At 68.9% G+C, this 25,493-nt stretch carries 24 protein-coding genes; 11 read left to right on the plus strand and 13 right to left on the minus strand.

The genetic code is table 11. The features are described from left to right. Nucleotides 1–218 precede the first annotated feature (218 nt). The 3 genes from NR798_RS46080 to NR798_RS46090 all read left to right on the plus strand — a co-directional run bounded on the left by NR798_RS46080 (nucleotide 219) and on the right by NR798_RS46090 (nucleotide 2,872). The gene (locus tag NR798_RS46080) at nucleotides 219–1,505 is read left to right on the plus strand and encodes an MFS transporter (RefSeq protein ID WP_375768999.1); all 1,287 of its coding nucleotides are present in this window, start codon (nucleotides 219–221) and stop codon (nucleotides 1,503–1,505) included. Nucleotides 1,506–1,616: 111 nt separating this feature from the next. Next, entirely contained in the window at nucleotides 1,617–1,925 is a 309-nt protein-coding gene (locus NR798_RS46085) for a hypothetical protein (RefSeq protein WP_375769000.1), read from the plus strand. Nucleotides 1,926–1,969: 44 nt separating this feature from the next. After that, a complete protein-coding gene (locus tag NR798_RS46090; RefSeq protein WP_375769001.1) occupies nucleotides 1,970–2,872 on the plus strand; it encodes a LysR family transcriptional regulator in 903 nt (300 codons plus the stop codon). A 6-nt stretch (nucleotides 2,873–2,878) separates the two neighbouring features. Here NR798_RS46090 and NR798_RS46095 read toward each other — a convergent pair whose 3' ends face one another. The 3 genes from NR798_RS46095 to NR798_RS46105 form a co-directional block, all read right to left on the minus strand. Further along, a complete protein-coding gene (locus tag NR798_RS46095) occupies nucleotides 2,879–4,111 on the minus strand; it encodes a Bcr/CflA family multidrug efflux MFS transporter (protein WP_375769002.1) in 1,233 nt (410 codons plus the stop codon). Between the two features lie 95 nt (nucleotides 4,112–4,206). Then, on the minus strand, nucleotides 4,207–5,964 hold the full coding sequence (locus tag NR798_RS46100) for an ATP-binding protein (protein ID WP_375769003.1): 1,758 nt from the start codon (nucleotides 5,962–5,964) through the stop codon (nucleotides 4,207–4,209). A gap of 88 nt (nucleotides 5,965–6,052) precedes the next feature. After that, the gene (locus tag NR798_RS46105; RefSeq protein ID WP_375769004.1) at nucleotides 6,053–6,850 is read right to left on the minus strand and encodes a M15 family metallopeptidase; all 798 of its coding nucleotides are present in this window, start codon (nucleotides 6,848–6,850) and stop codon (nucleotides 6,053–6,055) included. An 18-nt stretch (nucleotides 6,851–6,868) separates the two neighbouring features. On the opposite strand from NR798_RS46105, the gene NR798_RS46110 reads away from it, so the two are divergent. Further along, nucleotides 6,869–8,056: a YARHG domain-containing protein gene (locus NR798_RS46110; RefSeq protein WP_375769005.1), complete on the plus strand. Its 1,188-nt coding sequence runs from the start codon at nucleotides 6,869–6,871 to the stop codon at nucleotides 8,054–8,056. Between the two features lie 72 nt (nucleotides 8,057–8,128). On the opposite strand, the gene NR798_RS46115 is transcribed toward NR798_RS46110, so the two are convergent. From NR798_RS46115 to NR798_RS46130, 4 genes are all read right to left on the minus strand, one after another. Then, the gene (locus NR798_RS46115) at nucleotides 8,129–9,034 is read right to left on the minus strand and encodes a CapA family protein (protein WP_375769006.1); all 906 of its coding nucleotides are present in this window, start codon (nucleotides 9,032–9,034) and stop codon (nucleotides 8,129–8,131) included. Between the two features lie 4 nt (nucleotides 9,035–9,038). After that, entirely contained in the window at nucleotides 9,039–9,260 is a 222-nt protein-coding gene (locus NR798_RS46120) for a hypothetical protein (RefSeq protein ID WP_375769007.1), read from the minus strand. A 186-nt stretch (nucleotides 9,261–9,446) separates the two neighbouring features. Then, nucleotides 9,447–10,154, minus strand: coding sequence for a hypothetical protein (locus tag NR798_RS46125; RefSeq protein ID WP_375769008.1), 708 nt, complete (start codon nucleotides 10,152–10,154; stop codon nucleotides 9,447–9,449). Continuing rightward, complete coding sequence (locus NR798_RS46130; protein WP_375769009.1) at nucleotides 10,120–11,424, minus strand: AAA family ATPase; 1,305 nt, start codon at nucleotides 11,422–11,424, stop codon at nucleotides 10,120–10,122. Before NR798_RS46130 ends, NR798_RS46125 begins: the two co-directional genes overlap by 35 nt. A 132-nt stretch (nucleotides 11,425–11,556) precedes the next feature. On the opposite strand from NR798_RS46130, the gene NR798_RS46135 reads away from it, so the two are divergent. From NR798_RS46135 to NR798_RS46150, 4 genes are all read left to right on the plus strand, one after another. Next, nucleotides 11,557–13,482: a molecular chaperone DnaJ gene (locus NR798_RS46135; RefSeq protein WP_375769010.1), complete on the plus strand. Its 1,926-nt coding sequence runs from the start codon at nucleotides 11,557–11,559 to the stop codon at nucleotides 13,480–13,482. Nucleotides 13,483–13,611: 129 nt separating this feature from the next. Beyond that, the gene (locus NR798_RS46140) at nucleotides 13,612–15,198 is read left to right on the plus strand and encodes an LVIVD repeat-containing protein (protein ID WP_375769011.1); all 1,587 of its coding nucleotides are present in this window, start codon (nucleotides 13,612–13,614) and stop codon (nucleotides 15,196–15,198) included. Between the two features lie 75 nt (nucleotides 15,199–15,273). Further along, on the plus strand, nucleotides 15,274–16,020 hold the full coding sequence (locus NR798_RS46145; protein WP_375769012.1) for a pentapeptide repeat-containing protein: 747 nt from the start codon (nucleotides 15,274–15,276) through the stop codon (nucleotides 16,018–16,020). 160 nt (nucleotides 16,021–16,180) lie between these two features. Beyond that, a complete protein-coding gene (locus NR798_RS46150) occupies nucleotides 16,181–16,927 on the plus strand; it encodes a pentapeptide repeat-containing protein (protein ID WP_375769013.1) in 747 nt (248 codons plus the stop codon). A 15-nt stretch (nucleotides 16,928–16,942) separates the two neighbouring features. Here the strand turns inward: NR798_RS46150 and NR798_RS46155 are convergent, their stop codons facing one another. Then, on the minus strand, nucleotides 16,943–18,745 hold the full coding sequence (locus NR798_RS46155; RefSeq protein ID WP_375769014.1) for a hypothetical protein: 1,803 nt from the start codon (nucleotides 18,743–18,745) through the stop codon (nucleotides 16,943–16,945). Between the two features lie 149 nt (nucleotides 18,746–18,894). Between NR798_RS46155 and NR798_RS46160 the strand changes: the two genes are divergently transcribed. Together NR798_RS46160 and NR798_RS46165 are read left to right on the plus strand one after the other, a co-directional pair. Further along, nucleotides 18,895–19,362, plus strand: a complete 468-nt coding sequence (locus tag NR798_RS46160; protein WP_375769015.1) for a hypothetical protein — start codon at nucleotides 18,895–18,897, stop codon at nucleotides 19,360–19,362. Between the two features lie 88 nt (nucleotides 19,363–19,450). After that, a complete protein-coding gene (locus NR798_RS46165; RefSeq protein ID WP_375773926.1) occupies nucleotides 19,451–19,948 on the plus strand; it encodes a nuclear transport factor 2 family protein in 498 nt (165 codons plus the stop codon). A gap of 26 nt (nucleotides 19,949–19,974) precedes the next feature. On the opposite strand, the gene NR798_RS46170 is transcribed toward NR798_RS46165, so the two are convergent. Beyond that, nucleotides 19,975–20,922 (minus strand): NYN domain-containing protein, encoded by a 948-nt coding sequence (locus NR798_RS46170; RefSeq protein ID WP_375769016.1) that lies wholly within the window; start codon nucleotides 20,920–20,922, stop codon nucleotides 19,975–19,977. Between the two features lie 237 nt (nucleotides 20,923–21,159). Here NR798_RS46170 and NR798_RS46175 point away from each other — a divergent pair, with 237 nt between their 5' ends. Next, entirely contained in the window at nucleotides 21,160–21,843 is a 684-nt protein-coding gene (locus NR798_RS46175) for a hypothetical protein (RefSeq protein ID WP_375769017.1), read from the plus strand. Here NR798_RS46175 and NR798_RS46180 read toward each other — a convergent pair. From NR798_RS46180 to NR798_RS46195, 4 genes are all read right to left on the minus strand, one after another. Next, nucleotides 21,840–22,205 (minus strand): response regulator, encoded by a 366-nt coding sequence (locus NR798_RS46180; RefSeq protein WP_375769018.1) that lies wholly within the window; start codon nucleotides 22,203–22,205, stop codon nucleotides 21,840–21,842. The two genes, NR798_RS46175 and NR798_RS46180, sit on opposite strands and share 4 nt — an antisense overlap. A 2-nt stretch (nucleotides 22,206–22,207) precedes the next feature. Beyond that, on the minus strand, nucleotides 22,208–23,701 hold the full coding sequence (locus NR798_RS46185) for an RAD55 family ATPase (RefSeq protein ID WP_375769019.1): 1,494 nt from the start codon (nucleotides 23,699–23,701) through the stop codon (nucleotides 22,208–22,210). 81 nt (nucleotides 23,702–23,782) lie between these two features. Further along, nucleotides 23,783–24,904, minus strand: coding sequence for an aminotransferase class I/II-fold pyridoxal phosphate-dependent enzyme (locus NR798_RS46190; protein ID WP_375769020.1), 1,122 nt, complete (start codon nucleotides 24,902–24,904; stop codon nucleotides 23,783–23,785). Nucleotides 24,905–24,913: 9 nt separating this feature from the next. Next, nucleotides 24,914–25,474 (minus strand): GrpB family protein, encoded by a 561-nt coding sequence (locus tag NR798_RS46195; protein WP_375769021.1) that lies wholly within the window; start codon nucleotides 25,472–25,474, stop codon nucleotides 24,914–24,916. Between the last annotated feature and the right edge of the window lie 19 nt (nucleotides 25,475–25,493).

Raw genomic sequence — 25,493 nt, forward strand, 5'->3', positions numbered from 1 at the left:
AGGGAGGGTGCCGCCCCTATACGCCAGCTTCCCGCCGTGCGCGAGCCATGAGCGAGGCCCTCGTGCCGCCGGCTCCCGGGGGAGCGGGCGGGGGGGCCCCAGCGCCCGGCGGCAGACACCGGAGGGCTCGGACAGCAGCCGGGCGGACACTGCATCGCCCGCGCCCTCGACACGGAGGATGGAATCCGCCCCGGGGCCGGTATTCTGTGCCCCTGCCCATGTCCAAGCCCTCCATCTTCCAGGTCCTTCGCAGCCCGCGCGCCTGGCTCCTCGTGGCGCTCGGCTTCGCCTCTGGTCTGCCCCTCCTCCTCGTGGGCGGCACCCTCTCCGCCTGGATGACGAACGAGGGCGTCAATCTCAAGACGATCGGCATCTTCACCCTCGTCTCCTCGCCCTACACCTTCAAGTTCATCTGGGCGCCCGTCATGGACCGCTTCGCCCTGCCCTTCCTGGGCCGGCGCCGCGGGTGGATGCTGCTCACGCAGCTGGGACTCATGGGCGCCATCGCCGCCATGGGCTTCGTCAACCCCAAGGACGAGCCCTTCACCATGGCCAGCCTCGCCCTGCTGGTGGCCTTCCTCTCCTCCAGTCAGGACGTCGTCTCCGACGCGTGGCGCACCGACACCCTCTCCGAGGCCGAGCGGGGCTTCGGCGTCGCCACCTTCGTCATGGGCTACCGCTTCGGGATGATCGCCTCCGGGGCCGTGGCCCTCAGCCTCTCGCAGTTCATCGGCTGGTCCCAGACGTATTGGATCATGGCCTCGCTGATGCTGGTGGGAGTCCTGGCCACGCTGGTGGCCCGCGAGCCCCAGGGCCAGCGCCCGCCGCGCACCCTCACCGAGGCCGCCGTCGTTCCCTTCCTCGACTACTTCCGCCGCAATGGCGCGCTGCTCGCCCTGCTCTTCCTCCTGCTCTACAAGCTGGGCGATGCCGTGGCCGGTGGCATGACCACGCCCTTCTTCCTCAAGCTGGGCTTCTCCAACCTGGAGGTGGGCACCATCAGCAAGGGCGTGGGCATGGGGGCCACCATCGCCGGCGCGCTCTTCGGGGGCGCACTGCTGGCGAAGCTGGGCATGCGCCGCAGCCTGTTCATCTTCGGCACGCTCCAGGCCCTCACCAACCTGACCTTCCTGGCGCTCGCGCTGGTGGGCAAGAACCACCTCATGCTGGCGCTCGCCATCTGCACGGACAACGTGTGCGGCGGCATGGCCACCACGGCCTTTGGCGCCTTCACCATGTCGCTGTGCAACAAGCGCTTCAGCGCCACCCAGTTCGCGCTGCTGTCCGCGCTGGCCAACTTCGGCGGCCGCATGCTCACCGCCACCTCCGGCTTCCTCGCCGAGAGCATGGGCTGGGCCGGCTTCTTCGGCCTCACCGTGGTGCTCGCCCTGCCCGCGCTCGTGCTCCTCAAGTTCCTCCCCGAGGGCATCGCCGCCCCCACCGTGGAGCCCGAGCCCGAGGCCGCGCCCGCCGCGTTAGCTCCGGCGCCCGCCGTCACGCGCTGAGCGCCGGGCGAGTACCCGCTCCGCTGTCCGCCTGCCCTCCTGCCTGACCCGGTGGTTTCATTGCCGCCGGGCGGGCACGTCATGAGCCTTGTTTCTCGGAGGCATTCCACCATGGCGAACCAGGACAGACGGCCACCCCCGCAGCCCGCCGAGGACATGTTCGGACGCCCCACGGACGTGCGGAACGAGCAGGACGAGCCAGAACCCACCCGAGAGCAGCAGGGCGCCCACCAGATTCCCCGGCACGAGCCCCCGGACGACTTCCACAAGCGCTGTGAGCAGGAGGCCGAGGACGAGGCCGCCTGCGGAGGCGTCGGGGAGATTCCGGACGGGGATGGCGTACGCAGTGACCGCGGGACCAATCCGCTTCCCGACAGCTACTGGTCGTCCTACCGTGGCGAGAAGCCAGACGGGCGCTGAGCGGCGGCAGACGGCCCACGCACTGTTCTGGCAGGAGAACAATCGTGGGCGCCTCCCTCGACGACCTGGTGGCCATGACGGTGTTCGCCCGCGTCGTGGAGGCCCACTCCTTCTCGGGCGCCGCGGCCCGGCTCGGCCTCTCCAAGTCGGCGGTGAGCACCCGGGTGGCCGCGCTCGAGCGGAGGCTGGGTGTGAGGCTCCTGCAGCGCACCACGCGCCGCCTGTCCGTCACCCCCGACGGCGCCCGGCTCTACGAGCGCTGCGCGCACCTGCTCTCGGTGGCGGACGAGGCGTCGGATCTGCTCGGCAACGTGGGCACCATCCCCGAGGGCACCGTGCGCGTCTCCGCCCCGGTGGGCCTCTCCCTGCACCCGCTGCCCTCGCTGCTGGAGAAGTTCGCCGAGCGCTACCCCCGCGTCCAGGTGGAGCTGAGCGTGTCGGACCGGCGGGTGGACCCGCTCACCGAGAGCTTCGACGTCGCGGTGCGGCTCTTCCCGCGGCCCCACGAGCGCTCCCTCATCGAGCGGCGGCTCGGCACCGAGAAGCGGCTCGTCTGCGGCGCGCCCGCCTACTTCGCCCGGCGCCCCCCGCCCACCACGCCGCATGAGCTGGCCTCGCACAACTGCCTGCGCATGCGCGACAGCAAGTGGGTCTTCCGGCTCGAGGGCCAGTCCACCGACGTCCCCGTCTCGGGCACGCTCGTGGTGGATGACATCGCCGTGCTGCGCGAGGCGGCGCTCGAGGGCCTGGGGCTGGCCCGGCTGCCACGCTCGCTCGTGGACGCGGACCTGCGCGAGGGGCGGCTCGTCTCGGTGCTCGAGCCGTACGCGGCCGAACCGCTCGTCATCTCCCTCGTCTACCCGCAGCGCAAGCACCTGCCCCAGCGGGTGCGCGTGCTCATCGACTTCATGACCGAGCACTTCCGCAAGGTGTTCCGCGGCGGGTGAGGCACCTCAGGCCGCGGAGGCGGCGGCGCGGGCCTCCGGGGCCTCGTCCTGCTTCCTCGCGGGCATGGACAGGCCCATCACGCAGGAGCCCCCGGCGCACACCGCCATGACGGCCGCCATGGGGAGCATGCTCCCATCGTTGAGGAGCCCCACGCACGCCGAGGCAGCGGCGGACACGGCGAACTGCAGGGAGCCGAGGACGGCGGACGCCACCCCGGCCCGGGCGCCATGCTCCTCCAGGGCCAGCGCGGCCGCGTTGGGCGTCACGAAGCCGATGACGGAGATGAACAGGAACAGGGCGGGGGCCAGCGTGGACAGGCGCCCGAGTCCCGACACGGCCAGCACCAGGAGCGCGGCCCCCATGAGGAGCATGAAGAGCGAGGCCGAGACGGCGATGCGCTCGGGCGAGCGGCGGGCCAGGAGCCGGCGGTTGAGCTGGCTGGCGCCGATGATGCCGACGGCGTTCACGGCGAAGACCCAGGCGAAGCGCTCGGGCGAGACGTGGAGCAGCTCCATGAACACGAAGGGCGCGCCGGAGATGTAGGCGAACATGCCGGACTGCGCGAAGCCGCCCGCGAACGTGGCGGTGAGGAAGCGGCGGTCGGTGAAGAGGACGCGGAGGTTCGTCCCGAGCGAGCTGGCGGTGCCGGGCTGCCGGGGGTGGGACGGCACGCCGGGAATGGCCACCAGCGAGAGCACCAGCGCCACGGTGCCGAGCACGGCGAGCACCCCGAAGATGGCCCGCCAGCCGGCGAAGAGGAGCACCTGGCCGCCGAGGAGTGGGGCGAGGATGGGGGCCGCGCCCATGATGAGCATGAGCAGGGAGAGGACGCGGGCGACCTCGCGGCCGCTGTAGAGGTCTCGGACGATGGCGCGGGCGATGACGGCTCCGGCGGCGCCCCCCAGCGCCTGGAGGAAGCGCAACGCGATGAGCCAGTGGATGCTCGGAGCGAACGCACAGGCGGCGGACGCGAGGATGTAGAGCACGATGCCGGCCAGCAACGGCCGCTTGCGGCCGAACCGGTCCGAGAGCGGGCCATACATGAACTGGCCCAGGCCCAGCCCCGCCATGAACGCCGCCAGGGTGAGCTGGACCCGGGAAGCGGACGTGCCCAGCGTCTCCTGGATGGAGGGCAGGCTCGGCAGGTACATGTCGATGGACAGCGGGGCGAACGCCGTCAGGGTGCCCAGCACGAACAGCAACAGGGCGCGGCGCCGGGGCGAGGTGGGGGAAGTCATCGGGCTTCTGTAACCGCCGGCCCCCGGGGACCCAAGGCGCGCCGGGCGGACACAGTGTTCGGCCAGCAGAACAATGGCCCCCACGGCCCGCCGCCTCACGCGGGAGGCTTCGCCCACCTGGGCAGGCGCACCCGGAAGGTCGTCCCCTTCTCCGAGGTGCTCTCCACGCGGACGCTGCCCCCATGGGCCTCGGCGACGCCCTTCACCAGGGTCAGCCCGATTCCCCAGCCCCTCTTTCCACTGGTCTCCGCGCTCTTCGTGCGCGCGAAGTACTGGAAGAGCGGCTCCTGATCCTCGGGCGCGATGGGATTGCCCCAGTTGTGGACGGACAGCTCCACCTCGTCGCCCTCCAGCACCAGGCTCACCGTCACCTGCCGTGTCGGATCACCGTACTTGATGGCATTGCCGCAGAGGTTCTCGACGATTCTCCGCATGGCCCGCACATCCCAGGCACCCTCGAGCTGTGTCTCGCCTCGAAGATGGAACCGCTCTCCATGAACGCTCGAGAGCTCCTCCAGGGTGTCGGCCACCACCTGCCGCAGCTCGCCGGGAGCCACGTCGATGGGCAGTCCCTGGCCGGCGCGGATGCGGTTGGCGTCCAGCAGGTCGGTGATCATCTGGTCCGCGCGGTCGATGTTCTGCCGCACCCGCGCGGCGAGCGAGTAGACCTTGTCCGGCAGGTTGGGCTGGCGGGGAATGAGCTGGGCGCTCATCTTCGCCGCGGTCAGCGGCGTGCGGAGATCATGGCTGAGCGCCGACACGAACTGCTCGCGCAGGTTCCGCTCGAGCCGGAGCTGCGCCAGGGTGGTCTCCGCGTCTTCCCGCGCCAGCTGCTCACTGTTGAGGAATCTCGCGAACAGCTCCTCGGACTCCTTGGCCTGGGTGATGTCGAGCACGAACGCGACGTTCTTGACGCGCTCCTCATCGATGAAGGCACAGCCCAGCAACACCCAGACGACGCGGCCATCCGGCAGGACGTAGCGCTTCTCGTAGGGCGTACAGACCCCCTGGGGGGATTCGAGCATCTCCTTCGTCGCGGCCCTGTCCTTCTCCAGCTCCTCCGGCGGAGTGAGGGCATCCCAACGCACCTTGCCCGCGAGGATCTCCTCCCGCGACACGCCAAGCAGCCGGGCGTAGTAGCCATTCACGTCGTGGAGACCGCCCTGGGTGTCGCCGAAGACGATGCCGATCAGGTTGGACTCGAAGAGCCGCCGGAACTTCTGCTCGCTCTCGGCGAGGCGCTTGCGCTCGGACTGGACCGCGTCCTGGAGACGCACGTTCTCCAGGGCCACCCCGGCGAAGGCCCGGAGCGCCTCGAGGAGCCTCAAGTCCTCCTGGGTGAAGGGCTGGCGGTCCTTCTTGTTGTGCAGCTCGAAGCACCCCAGTAGCTCGCCGGTGCGGTTGAAGATGGGCAGGTCGATGAGGTTGTAGAAGCCCCGGGTCCGCTGGAGCTGCCGCAGGACATGCGGGTCATGCGGCGCGTCATTCGTGATGTAGGGCTTCCCGGTGGCCAGCACGTGGCCGGCAACGCCCACCCCCGGCTCGAAGACGACGTGACGGGGCTCGACGACCCGCCCCTCCCTCCACAGCGACTCCTTGATGACCATCCGGCCATCCATCACCCGGCCCCAGACGCCCTCCTCCGCCTCCACCAGCTCCATCGCCGTCCAGACGAGCCTCCGCATGAGGTCCAGGTCGTGAAGGCTCGAGTTGAGGTCCTGCGCGGCCAGCGTGAGCAGCTCCAACTGCCGGTCCCGGCGCTCGAGCGCCTCCACGAGGCGCCGCTGCTCGTGTCCCTGCTCCCGGTGGGAAGCCTCCTGCCTCTTCCCACTCCACGTCTCCTGGGTGGCCATGCCCAGTGGATAAGCCTCCGATCGGGACTGCACCAGCCGGAGGAGCAGGCTCAACGGAGAGAAAGCAGGCGGACGGGCGATGGATCCGTCATCTGCAGGACGGATCCAACAGCTCCGGCCGGTACTCGAAGTGCATCGTGTCGTAGTGGTACCAGCGCCCGCCCCAGATGAAGCCCTCGGCCTCGAAGGCGTCCACGAGCACCTGGGGAATCTGGTTGGCCCAGCGCACCGGCTCCTTCGGCTTCGCCCACTCCCAGTAGTGCGAGCGCTTCACGTTCACGTCGATGGACACCCCGTACGAGTGAGCGCTCTGGCGGTGGGTGTTGGCGATCTTCCGCCAGACGAAGGTGCCGCCCAGGTTCCTCAGGTACGGCCGCAGGGAGGGCTCCTTCTTCACCTCCGCGTCGAGCCGCTTCGCCACGCGCTCGAAGGCCGGTGCCGCCTTGCGGTTCACCTTCAGCTTCTGCCCGAGGAAGTCGATGTCCACCACGTCCACCTGGGCCTCGCTGGCGCCGTAGGCCGCGTGGAAGAGCGCGTCGAAGCGGATGCGCCCCGGGTCCTCGTTCTCGCGCGTCACCGGCGCAATGGGCCCGGGGGTATAGGGAAGGGAGAACGTGTCCTCCAGGTCCGGGGACTCCAGCTTCTCCTCGAAGGACTTCGTCTTGCCGTCGTCCCAGGGGTGCGTGGCCCCCGCCAGCTTGAAGTGCCACGCGCCGTCCACCTTCACCGGCTCCACCTGGTACCACTTCGACAGGCAGGCCAGGGCACGCGGGGGTGTTTCGGTTGCAGGTGCAACGGGCGCGGGTGACGGAGCCTCGGCCCCGGCGCGGCCTCCGAGCGCGAGCGTGAGCACGAGAGGCAGGGCACTGGGCGAGCGGAGTCTCATTCGCCTATCGTCTCACGCATGCGCGTCCTCGTCCTGGCCACCCTGGCCCTGTCCGGCACCGCCCTCGCGGAGCCGCCCGCGGAGTACGTCCCCGCTCCCGCGAGCGAGATTGCCGGCTACTCGGAGAAGCTCCTCCCCTGCGAGAAGGTGAAGGGGTGGAAGACGAAGTCCGGCACCATCATCCGCGCGGATGAGGTGACCGAGGAGAAGCTGGGCGCCTGGAACTTCGACCCGGGGGACGAGCCGGCGACGGAGTACGTGAGCTGCAAAGGGGAGCCGAACCTGCAATCGAAGTCGCTGCGCGAGCTGTCCCTGCTGCGCAACACCATCTTCGCTCGCTACGGCTGGGCCGGCTTCCGCAAGCCCTGGCTGCGCGAGCACTTCCAGCAGCAGCCCTGGTACAAGCCGGATCCGAAATTCTCCTACAAACGGCTGTCGAAGGTGGACCGCCAGAATGTCGAGCTCATCGCCCAGGCCGAGCTGGGCCTGCGCTACGCGGACCTGGAGAAGATGAAGGAGCAGCTGCTCGGCAAGGCCGGCCAGTGGTGGGGCGACCTCCCGTCGTACGAGGGCAAGAATGGCAAACAGGTCATCGCGTGCGACCTGTCCGCATACAAGGGCAAGACGCACCTGGACAGGGATTACGGGCATCCCGAGCCGCTCGCCTGGGTGGAGAAGTTCGAGGCGGAGGCCTGGGCCTCCAAGGACTGCACCCACCACGGTGATGACGGCGAGGCCCTCAAGAAGCACCGGGCCAACACGCCCGTCGCGCCGGACCTCGGAAAGCTGAGTCCCGAGGAGCGCATCGAGCTGGGGCTCATCAGCCGCGCCATGGGGGACTTCGCCGTCGACGAGGACCAGCGCGAGCAGGCGGCGGGCTCGCTCGACGAGGTGCTGAAGGTGAAGGAGCTGCGCATGCTGTCGCTGCGGGACCTGCGGCTGCTGCGCAACACCATCTTCGCGCGGCGCGGACGGTCCTTCAAATCCGAGCTGCTCCAGGAGCACTTCCAGCGCATGCCCTGGTACACGCCGGACCCGGCCTACTCGGACAAGCGGCTGACGAAGACGGACAAGCGCAACATCGAGCTCATCCTCCAGGTGGAGAAGGAGTTCGGCGGCGCGCTGCAGGACAAGGACTTCCGGGTGGAGAATCCGTCGGGAGCCGGAGACGTCGACGAACCCGTCCCCCCAGCGCTGGTGGCCTGATAGGCCGCACGCCGCCCCGGGTGGGCGGAACCGAGAGAGAGAAGAGAGTACGCACCGCGCCGGGGCTTCCGGTCAGCGGATGAGGACCCGTCCGTCCTCGATGCGCGCCTGGCTGCCGAGATCCTCGGAGAGGCTCTGGATGAGCTGGGCCACGCCCGGGTCTCCGGCGAGCCGAGGAGGCTCGCGCAGCCCGGCCTGGAGCGGCACGGCCTCGACGTCCAGGGCGGCCCCGGCGTCGTCGATGCGGAAGCGCAGCACGTAGGCGTCGCGCTCGTCCGTGCAGCCGCAGGCGAAGGCCAGGTTGCCCAGCGAGTACGCGATGACGCCGCGCCCGTGGCGTTGAATGCCCTGCGGGGTGTGCGGGCCATGCCCCAGCACCGCCGTGGCCCCCGCGTCGATGAGCTTCTCCGCCAGCCGGCGCTGCTCCTCGGTGGGCAGCAGCGCTCCCGTGCGCCCCCAGTGCAGCGACACCAGCACCGGGCCCTCCGCGCGTGCCTCGCGCACCTGGGACGCCAGCGTGGACTCGTCCTCGGGGGACCAGGTCTCGGGCAGCTCGCGTGCGAGCAGGCGGATGCGCCGGCCCCGGAGCTTCAGCTCCGCGTCCGTGGTGGGCGTGGCCGGCTGGATGCCCTGCTCGCGCAGCAGGGCGGCCGTCTCGGTGCGCCCCAGCTCGCCCTGGTCCAGCGCGTGGTTGTTGGCCAGCGAGACGGCGTTGACCCGTCCCTTGAGCCACTTCACCACCGCCGGGGACGCATTGAAGCGCAGCGGGCCCGTGGGCTTGCCGCCCGCCGCCAGCCCGGACTCGCTGCCGTACTTCGTGATGGGGGTCTCGAGGTTCACGAAGCGCACGTCGCCCTGGAGCAGCTTGGACAACGGCGCCACGTGCGCCTCGGTGGAGGACGAGCCCAGGTGCAGGTCTCCCGCGGCGGAGACCGTCACGGGTGAGGCGCCCAGGCACAGCAGAAGAAGGCCGAGCATCGGGCTACTTCTTCTTGGCGGGAGTGCCGAGCCGTTCGAGCGCCGCGGCGAAGCTCTTGCGCTCGGGGTTGAGCGGCGCGTTCAACTGGCGCTGCTCACGCACGGAGGGGATGGGGGACTCGAGGGGCCCGTCCTGGGCCTCCCGGTCGATGCGATCCTGCCCACTCCCCACACGGCGCAGGGGCTGCGTACCGTAGACGCGGCGATAGGGGTCTCTGCCTGCCATGCGCTCCTCCGGGGGGGTCGGTGGTGCCCCAAGCATAGGCCGGAGCGGGCCGGACTTGCACGGGGGGCCCTGTCGGAGCCGGGAGCGGGGTGTGCTCAGGAGGCCAGGGCGGCTCGCGGGACGCGGACCCGTGGCAGTTCGCCGAGGTGCGCTGGGCTGGAGTGCCCGGTTGAGACACGAGGCCCTTCAACGTGAGCGGCCACGCCGGGTCCCCTGCCTCCTCGACTGCTTCACTCGTGCCGACGTCTTCGCAGCAGGCGACTTCCTGGCGCGAGGCCGCTTCGGCCTGGGCGGGGGCTGGCCCCACGGGCGTCCGTTCTCCTCTTCCCAGCGGCGAACGGCCTGCGCGATCAGCGGAGCCTTCTTCTCCAGATAGTCGAGGTCGATGTCGCCACACTCGTACTCCGCGAGCCACTGGCGCCGATAGCGCAGCACCCTCTCGTCATCACGCAGCCCGAGCGCCTTCAGGGTGTTTTCAGCGATGGCACGCTGACTGCTCGGGCATCGCTCCGAAACACACAGCTGAAGCGAGGGGAGGAGCAGCTCGAACCAACCCTTGCCGATGTGGAAGGGGTCGAGCAGTTCCTTGGAGCTCAGCGCCTGCTTGCGGCTGTTGATCCACGCCGACGCGTACCGGTAGTTGCTCCACTCGTACGCGAGCGCGCGATTCTCATCGATGGAAACGAAGTGATCGGCGGTTCCCGGAGCACCCAGGAACATGGCCGTATAGGCACAGCGCTCCTCGAAAGCCGCCGCGAGCTGGGCATTGCACTGGCGCCAGTACGGTGGCGGTCGCACCGTGCGCCCACGGTGCTTGCGTAACCAGGCACGTCCAGGCTTGCGGACCTTCTGGTCGAAGTCAGCGGGCTCGTCGGCCGGAATGCAGCGGACCACGGCGCCCCCCCTTCTCCCGTGCCACGATCCATCTCGGCCAGAACGGGTCCTGCTCCGGCAGCAGCCGCTGCAACTCGGCGTGGAGCCGCTCCTGTGTGGACAAGTCCGCGGGAAGCGCGTCGCGCTCGCCTCGCATGAAAGCCTCGGCGGCCTCGATGGCGCGCTCGGCCTCGAGTGAGCGCGGCTGCTCCAGCCTGAAGACCTCGGAGGTCAGCCAATCATTCGCATCCCCTTGCTTGACCCAAGGAAGCTGCCGCAGGTTCACTCGTTGGCCATGGAGTTCGAAGAGGAAGAGAGCGTCCCGCTCCTCATCGAAGAACGGCTCCAGGGAGGCGAGCACCAGGGGAGAGTGCGTCGTGAGAATGGCTTGCACGGATGCCTTCCTGGCCAGCCCCTCGATGACCTCCACGAGAGCGCGGACGATGCGCCGCTGCCACTGGGGATGAAGATGAGTCTCGATTTCGTCGACCAGCAGGACGAACCGGCTGCTGGGCTTCTTCCCGAGAAGGTCAGAAGCCTGAACATGTTCGTGCCACGTCCAGACGATGAGATAGGCCAATCCCAGGATGCGCCTCATCGCCGCCGACGCATGCACGACGGGGATGTTCCCGTAGGGCATGTCGATGGTCGGGTAGTCACGCACATCCTCGACCGAGATGCGGGTGGGGCGCCCTGGTTTGATGGGCTCCTCCATGGAGGGGGAGAGCCCCTCCAGCACCCGGCACAACATCTGGAACGGAGACTGGGGCGAACCATCATCCATGAGCTGCCAGCTCACCCAGTCCCGTATCAAACCGTTACAGACGGTCTTACCCTCATACGAAAGCCCCTCCCACAGTTCGGCGGGAGAGAAGTGAAAAGCATCAGGGCGACGAAGGATCTCGGATTTCGCGGAAGAGCCCTGGTAGTTCCAGTTCCGAGCCGGATCCCAGACCGAGAAGCTCCCATCGACCCTCGCGTACACCGTCAGACCGGGCGTACGAAGCGGCATCCAGGGCCAAAGCTGGCGCTGCGCGTTGAATGCGCTCTTCCTCATCACCAACGGCTGGCCCTGGCTGCCGATGGTCCAGGAAATCTCCGGTCGTTTACCACCACGACGAGGCCACGCTGGCATCCCTGGCCAGGTCCCCGTCAGGCCCCACCAGGCGACGTCGAGCAAGAAGCTCTTACCCAGCCCGTTATCCCCTGTCAGGACATTCAGCCGGTCCGTGAACTCAAGATCGAAACGCGGAGCGGGACCGACTCCTTTCAGGTGGAGTGCACGCAGCATGCAGCACACTTAACCGATCCGCTCCCGCCCGGGGAGTGAAAGCTCGCCCCCAGGGCAGGCGGGCGTCTACTTGCGCTCGGGACTTTTACGGGCGATCACCCCGCCCTCGCGGTACCCTGAGTCCCCCGCGCCATGTCCTCCTCGTCGACAGCACCGCTCGCTCCCGAGTCGGCCCTGCTCCGCGTCGCGCCTCCCCCCGAGGAGTCGCCCCTGCGCCGCGCCGAGCTGCGCCTCCAGGCGCTCCTCGCGGAGATCGACTCGCTCGACACCGAGCTCGACGCCCTCGGCCTGGAGCTGCAGCGCTTCTCCCGCGCCTACGAGGACTCCCTCTCCGCCTCCTTTGAGGAGGTGAGCCGCTCCGAGCGTCTCCTGCGCCGGCTCCGCAACCTCCAGGACGCCGCCTCCGCCCTCTCCCGCCTCCTCGAGCAGCCCGCCCTCCCTGATCCACGCAAGCCCCCCGAGCGCGCCGCTCCGCCCCAGACCTCCGCGCGCCAGACCTCCGGGGACGCCTCCGCGCGCGCCTCCTTCGACGACGACGAGGACGAGGACACATTCGAGGACGATTCGCCCTCCGAGGAGGAGCTCCAGGCCGAGCGCGAGGACGAGGCCGTGGCCCTCAAGCGGCTCCACCGCCGGCTGGCGCGGCTGCTCCACCCGGACCTCGCCCAGTCGGACGAGGAGCGCACGCGGCTCGACGCCCTCATGGCCCGCGTCAACGTGGCCTACGAGGCCGGAGACCGCACCACCCTGGAGCTCATCGCCGCCAAGGTGGGCGCGGGCGACACCGCTCCCGGCAACCTCACCGACGACGAGCGCCTGACCCACCTCGAGCGCCGCATCCGCATCCTCTCCACCGCCGTCCACTCCCTGCGCCAGCAGCGCGAGAGCCTCCGCTCCACCGCCACCGCCCGCCTCCACGAGGAAGCGAAGCGCCGCGAGGCCGAGGGCCGCGACTACCTCGCCGAGACGCGCGCGGAGATGGACGAGGAGCTGCACGGGCTCGCCCAGGATGCCCGTGCCCGCATGCGCCAGCTCGAGCGCGCCGCGCGCACACTGACTTCCCTGAGGAACAAGCGCATGTCCACGCTCGCCGAGAACGTGAAGGGGCGGAAGCTCCGCGCCTTCGATCCCGTGCAGGAGAGCCCCCTGGTGCGCCAGGGCGTGCTCCGCCTCGAGCGCCAGCGTGCCACCCCCGCCGCACGCGAGCTCGCCCGCCGCCTCGAGGACGCCGTCACCCAGGAGCCCTGGCAGGTAGCCCTCACCCTCATGGCCTTCTTCGCCGAGGCCGCCGGCCGTCCGCCCCCGGGGCTCGACACCACCGAGGCCTGGGCCGAGCGCTACGAGTTGCTGCGCGAGTTCGACATGCCGGAGGCGCCCACCTACGACCAGGCCCTCACCCGGCTGCCGCGCCACCTGGAGCTCGGCATGCGGGTGATGAAGAAGGAGCTCCGCTTCGGCCTCCAACTGCGTGACGCCGAGTTGCTCGCCGCCGTGCCGCTGGCGCTCCAACGCGCGGACGTGGCCGAGCGAGGCCGCTCCGTGCTCGCCGTTATCGGCCCGCAGGAGCAGTGCAAGCGCTGCGGCGAGGAGGTGCTCCTCCAGCACCTGTTGCGCACCCGCGGGCTCGACGAGCTCAACGGCATGCTGTGCCCGCTGTGCGCCCACGTGCAGAAGAGCTACTGGCTCTACAGCCGTTCCGAGGGCCAGGAGGCCCTGCTGCCCCACGCGCTGCGGCTCGGCATCATCGTCGAGCAGGGCCTGCGGCTGGCGGGCACCACCATCGGCTTCCAGCTCCTGCCCGAGGAGCGCGAGGCCCTCACCAGCGCCCAGCTCCTCCAGCGCTTCGTGGACCTGTACCTCCAGCCCTACGGCGTGGAGCTGGAGCCCGCGCACCTGCGGCTTGTGCAGCGCGGCAAGGAGCTCGAGCCCGAGGCGCTCGTCACCCGCGGCGCCATCAGCCTGAAGCTGGAGCCCGGGGCCGGCACCTCCGAGAAGGAAGTCCTCGAGCTGCTGCGCTCGCGCATCGAGCGGCGCTTCCGTCCCGACACCTCCCGGTGAAGCCCGGTTGAAGGCTTCGCGTCTGGCTTCAACCCGCCCGGGTTGACACTTGCCGGATGGACTCCTCGCTTGCGCGGGGGCGTACGCCTTCCAGAGCATGCGCGTCCCTTTTTCACGGGAGCCACCCGCATGACCTGGAAGCACCTCTCCTGGACCCCGCTGCTCGTCTGCGCCGCCACGCTGCTCGGCTGCCCACCGTCACTCCCGGACTCGCCGGACGCCTCCACTCCCGACGCCAGCACCGACGCCGGCACGGGCTACGAGTGGGATGGCGGCTATGTCCCGCTCGAGGAGACGGGCAACACGTGGCCGGACACGGGCGCCTTCGCCCCCTGCACCTTCACCGTCGCCGCGGGAGGCGCCTGCAACGACTTCAGCATCTTCGACCTCTCGGCATGTGACCGCGAGTCGCTCGCGAACGCGGGCACCGACGGCCTGTACATGCTGACCACCCGCACCCTCCGGAGCCCTCCCATCTTCAGCGCCGCCACCTTCCGCCTCAGCGGCGACGGCGGCACCCCCTTCCTCAACGGCCGTCCAATCACGCAACAGGCAAGCGATGGCAATGCCCGCTTCTATGCCAACACCTTCACCACCGTGAGCGGCAGCAAGGTCACCACGATGCTCGCCACGTGCCAGGCGCCCCAGGCTCCCGAATTCACCGGCTGCATCGCCAGCTGCCGCAACGCCAGGCTCTCCCTCACGCAGAGCTTCAAGTCCCAGCGCATGAAGCGGCGCGAGGGGGAGGCCGAGGCCTCGGGCCTGCAGCTCGTCTCCGAGAGCGCCGTGGACATCGGCACCCCGGTGGATGTCTACGTCACCAAGGGCTACGCCTACGTGGTGTCCATCATCCAGGACGACAGGCAGGGCGGCCTCACCGTCTTCGACGTGAGCAACCCGTCAGCGCCCGTGAAGGTGAAGACGGTCCAGCTCGCGAACGACACCTATTGGAACGGCGTGTGGGCCAAGGGAGACGCGCTCTATGTGGCCAGTGCCAGCCGGGGCCTGCTCGTCTTCGACATCCGCGAGCCGGCGGACCCCCAGCTGCTGCGCCACCTGCCGGACACCGCCCTCAACGTCCACACCGTCTTCGCCGAGAGCAACCGCCTCTACGCCGCGTCGTCCGAGGGAGCCCTCGTCTTCGACGTCACCACGCCCACCGAGCCCGTGGAGCTCGGCCGCCATCCGGGCTATCCGCACGACATGTTCGCCACGGGAGACCGGCTCTACATCAGCAACTCGGGTGAGGGCTTCGTGGTGGCCGACGTGAGCAACCCCGGTGACATCCGCGCGCTTGGCACCTTCACCTACCCGGCCCAGTACGCCCACCACAACGCGGTGGGCACCTTCGGGGGACGCACCATCGCCTTCGAGGGCGGTGAGGGCCCGGGAGAGCACCTGCGCGTGCTCGACGTCACGGACCCGGCGAACATCGTGAAGATTGGCCGGTTCCAGCTCCGCCCGGAGATCTCCATCCACAACATGGTGCTGGTGGGCAAGAAGCTCTACATCGCCTGGTACCAGGAAGGCGTGCGGGTGTTGGATGTCTCCAACCCCACGCAGCCCACCCAGGTGGCCTGGTACAACACCTTCCGCGAGACCGATGCGGATCCGGGCCACTACTACGCCGGGGCCTTCGGCATCCGCGTCCCGGGTGACGGGTTCATCTACGCGGTGGACTCCTGGCGCGGGCTGCTCATCCTGCGCGAGCAGTGAGCCCGCGGCGAGCCTCCCTCCTACCGCGAGGGGAGGGGGAAACGGGGCTCGGTGGACGGGGTAGACTCCAGGGCCATGCGACAGCACGTGCGCCTTGGCCGACTCCTCTCCCTCGTCCTCCTGCTGGGCGCCCCCACCCTCTCCGGGTGCCTCAGTGAGCGTGAGAAGACCGTCCGGCGCCTGCTGGAGACGCGCGAGTGCGAGGGATGCGATCTCACGGATGCATCGCTGGAGGGAGCGGACCTCGAGGGGGCCCGCCTCAAGGGCGCGACGTTGTCGGGCGCGAGGCTGGCTCGCGCGCGCCTGCGCAACGCCGACCTCACTGGCGCCGGGCTGTGGAGCGCGGATGCGCGGCAGGCGGACCTGCGCGGGGCGCGGCTTGATGATGCGAAGTTGATGGGGGCGCAACTCCAGGGAGCCAACCTGGAGGGAGTGGATCTGCGCAACGCCGACGACCTGGAGTCCGTCAACTTCGAGGGTGCCAACCTGCGCAGCATCAACCTGGAGAGCGGCGCCGTGAACGGCCCGATGGGGCCCTATCGCCAATCCAAGAAGACGAATTTCTATCACGTGCCCAGTGGAGGCGGGCTCCTCATGCGCACGGACCTCTCGGGAGCGAAGCTACGGTTCGCGACCCTGGCGAAGTGCAACTTCGAGGGAGCCATCTTCAGAGGCGCCGATCTGCGCGACGCCAACCTGGAACAAGCCAACCTGGAGGGAGCGGACCTGACGGACGCGCAGCTGTCGGGCGCCACTTGGCTCGACTACAGCAAGTGCGGAAAGGGCTCCGTGGGGCGGTGCATGCCCACCCGTCCTCGTTGAACGGATCGTGCTCGCACACCCCTGGGACGCATGCCCTACGAGGTGTGTTTGATGGAGCCTACATGAAAGCCCTGTTGGCGAGCGGGAGACCATCCGCCACCCGGCCGGAGGCAGCGAGCCCTGAAGCGGCCCACGGGGAGGCGGGATAGACTCCGCAGCCATGCGACACCCGATGCGTCTCGGCCGGCTCTTCTCCCTCGTGCTCCTGCTGGGCGCCCCTGCCCTTTCCGGGTGTCTCAGCGAGCGCGAGAAGACCGTCCGGCGCCTGCTGGAGACGCGCGAGTGCGAGGGGTGCGATCTCCAGGACGCCTCGCTGGAAGGAGCGGACCTCGAGGGGGCCCGCCTCAAGGGCGCGACGTTGTCGGGCGCGAAGCTGGCACGTGCGCGCCTGCGCAACGCCGACCTCACCAGCGCCGGGCTGGAGGGCGTGGATGCGCGGCAGGCGGACCTGCGCGGGGCTCGGCTCGACAACACCCGGTTGGCAAACGCGCAGTTCCAGGGAGCCAACCTGGAGGGGGTGGATCTACGCGAAGCCGTCACCCGGGAGTCCGCTAACTTCGAGGGTGCCAACCTGCGCGGCATCAACCTGGAGCTGAGCGGCCTGCACGGACCGGACGGGCCCTATCGCCGTTCGAAGAAGATGAGTTTCTACCACGTCCCCGCCGGAGGCGCGCTCCTCATGCGCGCGGATCTCTCGGGAGCAAACCTGCGAGCCGCCACCCTGGCGAACTGCAACCTCGAAGGAGCCAAGCTCCAGGGGGCTGATCTGCGCAACGCCAGTCTAGAGGGCGCCAACCTGGAGGGGGCGGACCTGACGGACGCGCGGCTGTCGGGCGCCACCTGGCTCGACTCCAGCGAGTGTGGAAAGGGCTCCGTGGGACGGTGCATTCCCATCCGTCCCCGTTGAGCGGCACACGCCCGCTCAGCGCCCCGCACGCGGCAGCGTATCGAACTGGCCTTCCAGGGCCGTCCTTACCTTCGGATACAGTTCCTGGCGGCTGGTGGAGTGCGCCTTGATCGCAAAGTACGGAATGCTGCCCAGGGGAGGCGCCCCCTTCTCCTGCTTGGACGGATCATCCACTTGCATCGGCCCACAGTCGCGTGCCTTGAAGATGAGCGCATAGCTCTCCAGCATCTGCACGAACCGCAGCACCAGCTTGTCCTGATCCGTCTGGGTTCCCAGCCCCGACTTCACCCAGGCCTGGCTGCGCAACATGCCCTCGTACCAGTCCACCGCGGTTGCCCAATTGGACACCGCGGTCCTCAGCGGCTCCATCTGGGCGATGAGCGTGAAGAGCAGGTCCATCAGCGCATGCTGGGAGGGAGTCTCCGCATAGCGGGCCTCGATGCCCTCCAGCCGTGAGATGAATTTGTCGAAGGCTGCATCCTTCCCCTGGCCGAAGAACTTGTCCTTTTCCGTGATGGGTAGGTCCACGATCCGGGTCGCGAACGGCGTCCCCCTGAGCTGGTCGGCGGGGGTGGTCTTCGTGTTGTCGAACTCGTGGATCTGCTCCTTGAGCAGTTCGTACACGAGGTCCCACAGCGGCCCCCTCAGGCTGGTGCGATCCACCGCGAGGAACCTGAGCAGCGGCTGGAGGAACGCGATGACATGGATGTCCTCGAAGAAGCCCTTGTGCGAAAACTTGCCGCTCTTGAGACGGACCAGGAAGGCCTTCTTCGTCTTGTCCAGCCCCCGCTCGATCTCGTCCAACCGGAGGCGGAACTTCGAGGCGAGCGCGTCGCTCATCACCTGGCGATGCTTCGTCAGCTTCGCGTCCAGCTCCTTGGGCACCGGGTAGTCGATGCCCTGGTTGAACCTGCCGATGATCTCCCGCGCCTTGTCGAACACGGCGTGGACCTGCTTCAGGGTGGAGAGCACCCCCTCGTAGAGCTTCCTGCCCTCCTCCGCGTCCATCAGCAGCTTGGGATCGAGCTGGTACCACTTGTTGCCGGTGAGCTGCGCATCCACGGACAGCATGGCGCTCGTGAGGAGCCCGGTCTCGAACTTTACCTGGGCGATCCGCTCCACCAACTCGGAGGCGCGCACCTGCTGAAGCACGTCATTGAGGGGGTGGAGCGAAAAGTCGGCGATGACTCGCTGGGTCAGGTCGTACTTGCAGTAGACATTGAGGACACGGCAGTCCTTGTGGAAGGCACCGGTGTCCACGGGGTGCAGCCGTGTGAAGAAGGGCGTGGACAGGTAGGTGATGCTGCGGATCTTCCACTGCTTCGGCCACTGCTTGGAGGTGGCCGCCCGGTGGGTGAACTCGTTGATGACGTTGCCGCCATGCGAGTGACCGATGAGGTGAATGGAGACCTCGCTGTGGAGAAAGCCCTTGTAGTAGGCCTTCTCGCCATTGCCTCCGCACAGCCGGTCCGCGAGGTACGCCCCGGCAATGCGCCGGTTGGTGGGCGAGTTGTCGCCGGTCCACCCGTGGGCGACGAAGAGGTGCAGGTTGCGATACTTCTTCCGAAGGTCCTCGAGGGGAATCCGGAGGTCCTTGTTGTCCCCCCAGTACCAATCCGGATCGTTGTTCACATTGGGATCAGGAGGCTCGGGAATCTTGGGGTTGCGGTAGCTGGAGGAGCGGACCTTGGGATCGCTGTTGATCGGATCCACGGTGCCGCCCACCATGACCACGATGTTGATGACGTCCCGGGCGGTCTGCTTCTGGGACACGGGTGCGACGCGCGCAGCCGTCTGTTGCGGAAGGGGCGGGGCCATGGAGGGTCTCCTGGACAGCCCCCCAACAATCCCTCACCCAGGGACGCGCGAGCAAGGGACGCACCGGCGCACCTTCACCGACAAGAATAAACAGGCCCACGGCCCGTCAGCAGGACGCCGCATCCACCTCAACGAAAGAAGGATGGTCCATGGTTTCGCTTCGCCACTTCGCCGGGCAGCTCCTCGTGCTGGGCGTGATGTTCTTCTTCTCCGGAAACGCCCAGGCGCAGACCTATTTCCTCACGGGCGGGCCGGAGATCACCCAGGAGCAGCGGGCCAACGTGTTCGCCTACGTCAAGAACGCATGGCAGATCGCGGATGGCAAGTCGGCGACGGACCTGGAAGCGCACCGCCGCTGGGCCCGCGGTCAGACCGACGCGGTGGTGAACGGCGAGGTCGACTATCTCGTCGATCAGACGATGGCCAAGGTGCGCCGTCTGGGCAGGGACAGGCTCCAGCAGGTCTTCGCGTACATCAAGCAGGGCGCGGTGATCGCGGGCAACATGGAAGAAGGCCACAGCCTCGAGACCCACCTGAACTGGGCGAGCGAACAGTCCGAAGACACGCTCCGGACCGAGATCGTCCGCATCGCCCTGGCCGGGTACAAGGCGTTCTAGGCCCCTGCCTCAACGGGCCCGGCAGCACCACCAGTTCCGAGATGAGCAGACCTTGACCAATCCGTGCGCACGAGCGCTCATGCCGCCCATGCCCACCGCCGCCCTGCTCTGCCTCGCCCTGCTGACCGCCACGCCCGATGCGGGAACGCCCGCCGCCTCCACGCCCACCGCCGCCGTGAACGCCGTGCTCGATGACTGGCACAAGGCCGCCGCCCAGGCGGACGAGGCCCGCTACTTCGGCCACTTCACGCCCGACGCCGTCTACCTCGGCACGGATGCCACCGAGCGCTGGACGCGTGACGCGTTCCGCGCCTGGGCCAAACCCTACTTCTCCAAGGGCAAGGCCTGGAGCTTCACCCCGGTGTCCCGCCAGGTGAGCTTCTCCAAGGACGGCGCCGTGGCTTGGTTCGACGAGGCGCTCTCCACGCCCAACATGGGCCCGGCCCGCGGCTCGGGCGTGCTCGTGAAGGACGGGGGCACCTGGAAGATCGCCCAGTACAACCTCTCGATTCCCATCCCCAATGAGCTGATGCAGGACTTCAAGCAGCGCATCGAGGCCCACCACCCAAAGCAGAAGGGCAAATAGTCCGCCCTTCCGCTCCCCGGCGTGACTCAGAAGTCGTCCACCGGATCCGGGTAGACCTCCTCCTCGTCCTCCTCCTCGACGGGGGCACGCGCGGCCCGGCCCCGGCCCTTCGCCTCGGGCGTGGGCTCCAGCGGCGCCGCGTCCGGCGCCACCACGTACCACTGCCGGCCCTGCTGCACCCGCTTGAGCACCCCTTCGTGCTCCAGCGCCGACAGCAGCTTGGTGAAGGAGGAGAAGCCGTGGTCGCGCTCGTCGAAGTCCGGCTCCTTGCGCACCAGGGCCTCCTTGATGAGCGACGGGTTGAGCGTCCCGGTGGTCCTCGCCAGCAGGCGCTGCACCACCTCCACCACGCTCTCGGGTACCTCGGTCTTCGAGCCCTCGGCCTTCCCCTTGTGCCCCTGCGCCTGCTCCTTGCCCTGGCGCTCCCCGTGCCCCTTGCCGTGCTTGCCGCGGCGTCCGCCCTCCTCCTGCTCGTGGGCCCGCTTCTCCTTCTCCTTGTCCTTCTCCGCCCGGGTGCGCGGCTTCAGGTAGATGAACTCGTCACAGGCCTTCACGAAGAGGGGGCTCGTCGCCTCCTTCACCGCCAGCCCGATGAGCTGCTTGCCGTTCTCGCGCAGCTTGTACGCCAGCGGGCAGAAGTCGCTGTCTCCCGAGGCGATGGCGAAGGTGTCGATGTGCTCGCGCGCGTAGCACAGCTCCAGCGCGTCGATGACCAGGCGCATGTCCGCCCCGTTCTTCCCCGAGCGCGTCGAGGGCGGCACGTCGATGAGCTCCACGCCGAACTCGTGCAGGTTGCCCTTGGCATCCTTGAAGCGAGACCAGTCGCAGTAGGCGCGGCGGAACACCACCTTGCCCCGCTCCAGCAGGCGGTCCATCGCCGGCTGCAGGTCGAAGTTGCCGGAGGTGAACCCGGTGTTCGTCACCAAGTTCTCGAAGTCGAGGAACAGCGCGATGCGGTGCTGATTGTTTTCCAAGAAGAGCCCTCGCGGGTGAGTGTCATCCTCCCCTACTCCCAACCCGGGGCGGCCCCCCGAGCATCCATGACCTGCCCGCCCGGGTCCATCATTCAAATGGCCCCCCTGGCTTCCCGGGACGCGCGCTCGCTCTCCTGGCCCCCCTCCTCGCCCGCGGACCGGCTCCTGTGCTCCACTGGGCCCGAGGCGGCGCCTCCGCACTCCGGAGCTCCGCCTGTCCCAGGAGCCTCACCTCTCATGCAGCACAACTTCGTCCTCGACCACATCCGCGGCGTCGGCAAGCGGCTCGTCATCACCGGTAGCATCTTCCTGCCCATCGCCCTCTTCTGTCTGAAGACACTCACCTCCGTGATGGGGGACATGAGCAGCAAGAACTTGCCGGGGTTCCTGTTGTTCATCGCCCCCTTCCCGCTCATGGCGCTGTTCTGTATCGGGTTCGGACTCTTCTGCCTGCTCAGGCCGGAGGACCATCCGAACCTCGCGTCGCTCGAGAAGACCGGCGCTGGCGCGCGCTCCAGGCTCTACACCGAGCTGCGGGACACCGCGCGGCTCCAGGTGCAGAACCCCCACGGCTTGAAGCTGGGACTGCCGGGCGGCGTCGTCTTCTCCGACAACTTCCTCCTCACGCTCACGCCCTGGGGCCTCCAGGTGCGGAGCCTCGCGGACCTGGCCTGGGTCCACTCCGAGGATGAGGACGTCCGCTACAACGGGGCCCACGTCCAGACGAACCTGCTGCTGCGGCTGCGCTTCCTCGGACAGAAGGACCTGCGCATCGGGTTCCGCACCCCGCCCGAGCGCGAGGAGATGATGAGCTTCATCGTCTCCCAGCGGCCCGGTGCCGTCGCCGGCTACTCGGAGGAGCGCCGGAAGCTCTGGATGAAAGACCGGCGGGCCTTCGCGAGCCGCGCCCGGGCGGCCTAGGGGCTGCCGCGCCCGACCAGCCGGATCACCTCCGCGAGCAGCCGGTCGATGGTGAAGGGCTTGCGCAGGAAGTGCCCGGGTTGGCAGTCGGGGGGAAGGCTGGTGCGGGGCACGGCACTCATCATGAGCACCGGGATGTCCCGGTGCGCGGTGCCGGCCTGGAGGGCCAGCAGCAGCTCGCGCCCATCCATCACCGGCATCATGTAGTCGAGCAGGATGAGGTCCGGCCGCTGCTCGGCCATGCGCGCCAGGGCCTCCCGCCCATTGCCCGCCACGAGGACATGAAAGCCCTCTTCGCTCAACAAGTCGTTGAGCGCTTCGGTGATGCCGACCTCATCGTCCACCACGAGGAGCGTCTTCACGGCTACCGGCTCCGCTTCTTGAGCAGGCCCTTGCGCTTGGGCGGGGAGAGCGCCTTCGCATTGCCCGACAGGACGGACTCGGCATCCTGGAAGGTGTCGGAGAGCTGGATGCCCCGGGAGGTGATGCGGTACTCCCGGAGGGAGGAGTCGTAGTCGCTGTCCCGCATCTTCACCACCGAGAGCATCCGGTGCAGCTGCGCGCGCATCTCCACGAAGCGCAGGAAGAAGATGTTCTCGACGAGGCTGGAGATGCCGCTGATGGGCAGGATCACATCCCGGCTGTACATCTCCTGCAGCTCGCTGGTGTAGAGCGTGGTGACGCCCAGCACCCGCAGCTCGTTGTTGAGCGCGGCGAGGAAGTGGCTGATGCGCTCGGGGTGGGCCGCCGACTGCCGGAAACCGTCCACCCCATCGATGAAGAGCCGCTTGACGCCCCGCTCGCGGACGGCCGCGAGGAGCTTGTTGCCGAGCGCGTCGAGGATGCGCTCGGTGGGCGGGTACCACAGGATGTCGACGAGGCCCTGCTTGTGCTTCTTCGCGAGGTCCAGCCCCAGCGCGTCGGCCTTGAGGAGCAGGCGCGGGGGCGTCTCGTAGAAGCCGAAGAGGAGGCCGGGCTCGGACTTGCTCGACTCGTTGAGGAAGTGCAGCCCGAACGTCGTCTTGCCCGCCCCGGTGGGGCCGAAGAGGACGCTGGTGGAGGCGCACGGAAGGCCGCGCTGGAGCATCTCGTCCAGGTGGGCGATGCCCGTGGAGACCCGGTTCTTCTTGCAGGGGTCCTCGCGGGAGGGGTCCTGCAGGAGCGCCTCGATGCGCGGGTAGACGACGATGCCGTCGCGGGTGATTTGAAAGGCGTGGCCACCGCGCAGGTAGTTGCTACCCCGGAACTTCTTCACCTCCAGCTCGCGCTCGGCGCGCCGGCCCAGCCGGTTGTCGGTCAGCTCGAGGACGCCGTCCACCATGGTGTGCTCGGGCCCCACCGGCTCCTCGCCGGAGCTGGTGAGCAGCAGGATGGTGCAGCCGACGAGGTTGGCGTGGATTTGAAGCTCGTGGATGAACTTCTTGAAGTCCCGCTTCGTCTGGGCGCTCTCCTCCACCGTCACCAGGCCGTCCACCACGAGCAGGGTGGCCTGGCGCGCCCGCGCCTCGCGCCGGAGCACCTCCACCAGCGCCTTGAGGCCCCCCTGTTCGAGCGTCTGGAAGGCGCTCAGGTAGGAGACCTGCGAGGGGATGCGTGAGGTCTCGAAGAAGGTGAGCGGCTCGAGGTTGAAGAGCAGGCGCTCGTGCGTCTCGGCCAGCAAGGTGGCGTAGAGGACGCGGCCCCCCTGGGAGGCATGGTGGAAGCACACCTGGTTGGTGAGGATCGTCTTGCCCGCGCCCGGGCGGCCCTGGAGCATGTACACGCCCCGGCGAAGGAAGCCGCCGTGCAGGACGGTGTCCAGGCCGGGCACTCCCGTGGCAATCCGGTCTTGAGGCCGCTCCGTCGTCGACTCGCTCATCTCGCCCTCGCTCCGTCCAGGCCAGCCACCGTCCATACCACGTAGCCCCCTACCTCCAGGCCTCCGCTTCACGAACCGTTGTCAGGGCCACAGCGAATCGCAGAAGCGCTCCAGCCGGGCGAGCGCCTCGGGCATGTTCGTCCGGCCCAGCCCCAGCCGGAAGTGGTTGCCCGGAAAGTCATACACCTCCCCGGGCAGCAGCAGCACGCCCTCCGTCTCCACCAGCCGCTGGCAGAGCTCCGCCACCGGCATGTCCTTCAACAGCTTCGGGAAGGCCACGCTTCCCGAGGCCGGGCGCACCCAGCGGAACGTGTCCGCACGCCGGGTGAAGAAGCCATCGAGCACCGCGAGGTTGCGCGCGAGGAGCTCGCGGCTCCGGGCCAGCACGCGCTCCTTGGCCCGGAGCGCGATGAGGGAGAGCACCTCGCTGGGGGCCGCGTTGCAGATGGTGGTGTAGTCCTTGTAGGCCGCGCAGCGCTCCAGCAGGGCGGTGTCCCGGCTCGCGAGCCACCCCACGCGCAGCCCCGCCAGCCCGAAGGCCTTGGACATCACCCCCAGGCTCAGGCCCCGCGGCGACAGCTCCGCCCCCGCCGGCAGCGTGTCCTTCGGGTCGTGCTCCAGCAGCCGGTACACCTCGTCCGCCAGCACGTGGATGCCGCGCGCTTCGGCCAGCGCGAAGAGGCCCTTCCACGCCGCCGCGTCCGGCAGGGCCCCCGTCGGGTTGTGCGGGAAGTTGACCACCAGCAGCTTCGTCTGGGGCCGCAGCTCGCGCTTCAGCGCCTCCAGGTCCAGCTTCCAGCCGTCCTCCTCGCGCAGCCGCAGCAGCGACACCTCGGCGCCCGTGGCCCGCGCCACCTCGTACAGCGACTGGTAGCCCGGCCACGTCACCACCGCGTGGTCCCCCGGCCCCAGCAGCACGTTCATCAGGACGAAGATGGCCTCCTGCGCCCCGCCGAACGTCAGCACGTGCTCCGGCCCCACCCCGGGGTACAGCCGGGCAATCTCCTCGCGCAGCGCCGGCAGCCCCGTGGACTCCGTGTAGCCCAGCGACAGCCGCTCCCAACGCTCGCGCCCGTCCTCGTCCGCCAGCGCGAGCAGCTCGCTCATCCTCCAGCCCTCGATGTCCGAGGAGCACAGCAGGTAGGGCGCCTTGAACTCCCACTTCGCGAAGTACCGCTCGAGCTTGAAATCCGGAATCCGCATGCCGCCTCGCTACCGCGAGCCGGGCGGGTTTGCCAAGGAGCCCGCGTCCCCTGCGGGGGGTGGGACTTGCTGGGTGCCTCCGTCCGTCTGCGTGCCGCCGAGCAGCTTCTCGAAGAACGCCGCCTTCTCCTCCCGGTACGCCTCCATCGGCCGACCTTCCCACCTCGCCTTCAGCGCGTCGTACTCCGCCACCCGCTCCGGCTCCGCGAGCAACAGGTCCCTCGCCCGCGAGAAGAAGTCGTGGCTGCCTCCCATCGCCGTGAGCTGGATTCCCAATGGCACGGGCAGCGTCTCGTCCTGGAAGCTCGCGAACGCGGGCGTGCGATCACTCTTCTCGTTCCTCGCGTAGTGGCCCGCCAGCACCGCCTCCGCTTCCGCGAAGCGCTCGGGCGGGACACGCACCTGGATGTCCAGGTCCCCCTTCGTCCGGGCCCCCGGAATCGCCGTGCCCCCCACGTGCTGGATGTCCGCGTACGGCAGCAGCGCGGACAGCCGCCCGTGGTGCTCGCGGAAGGCTTCCTCCGCCTGCTCGCGGACCTGCTCGTGGGACTGGAATCGGACGTTCTCCATCAGCTCTCCCCCCGGCGCG

This window comes from Archangium gephyra (assembly GCF_042230915.1).
GTDB classification, from domain to species: Bacteria; Myxococcota; Myxococcia; order Myxococcales; family Myxococcaceae; genus Archangium; species Archangium gephyra_B.